The 239-nt window shown below is 27.6% G+C and carries 1 protein-coding gene; it reads left to right on the top strand.

Annotated features, from left to right (window positions below; translation table 11 throughout):
* Positions 1-239, top strand: a 239-nt coding sequence (locus IEQ44_RS18780; RefSeq protein WP_193639482.1) for a histidine kinase, incomplete at both ends; no start/stop codon positions are given.

Here is a 239-nt window from a genome sequence, read left to right as displayed (position 1 = left end):
ATCATATAGTAGAAAAAGGATTGGCCAGTATTTACCAAGAGGAGTTAAATAAAAAAAATATGGAGTTGCTTAAAGAGACAAAAACTAGGTCAGAATTAGAAAAAGCATTAAAAAATGCAGAACTTAAAGCACTACAATCTCAATTAAATCCTCATTTTTTGTTTAATGTATTAAATACTATAGGAAAATTAGCATTATTGGAAGGAGCAGTAAAGACAGAAGAAACAGTTTTTTCTTTT

Source organism: Nocardioides malaquae, assembly GCF_015070385.1.
GTDB classification, from domain to species: domain Bacteria; phylum Actinomycetota; class Actinomycetes; order Propionibacteriales; family Nocardioidaceae; genus Nocardioides; species Nocardioides malaquae.
This window is presented reverse-complemented; position numbering and strand designations above follow the sequence as displayed.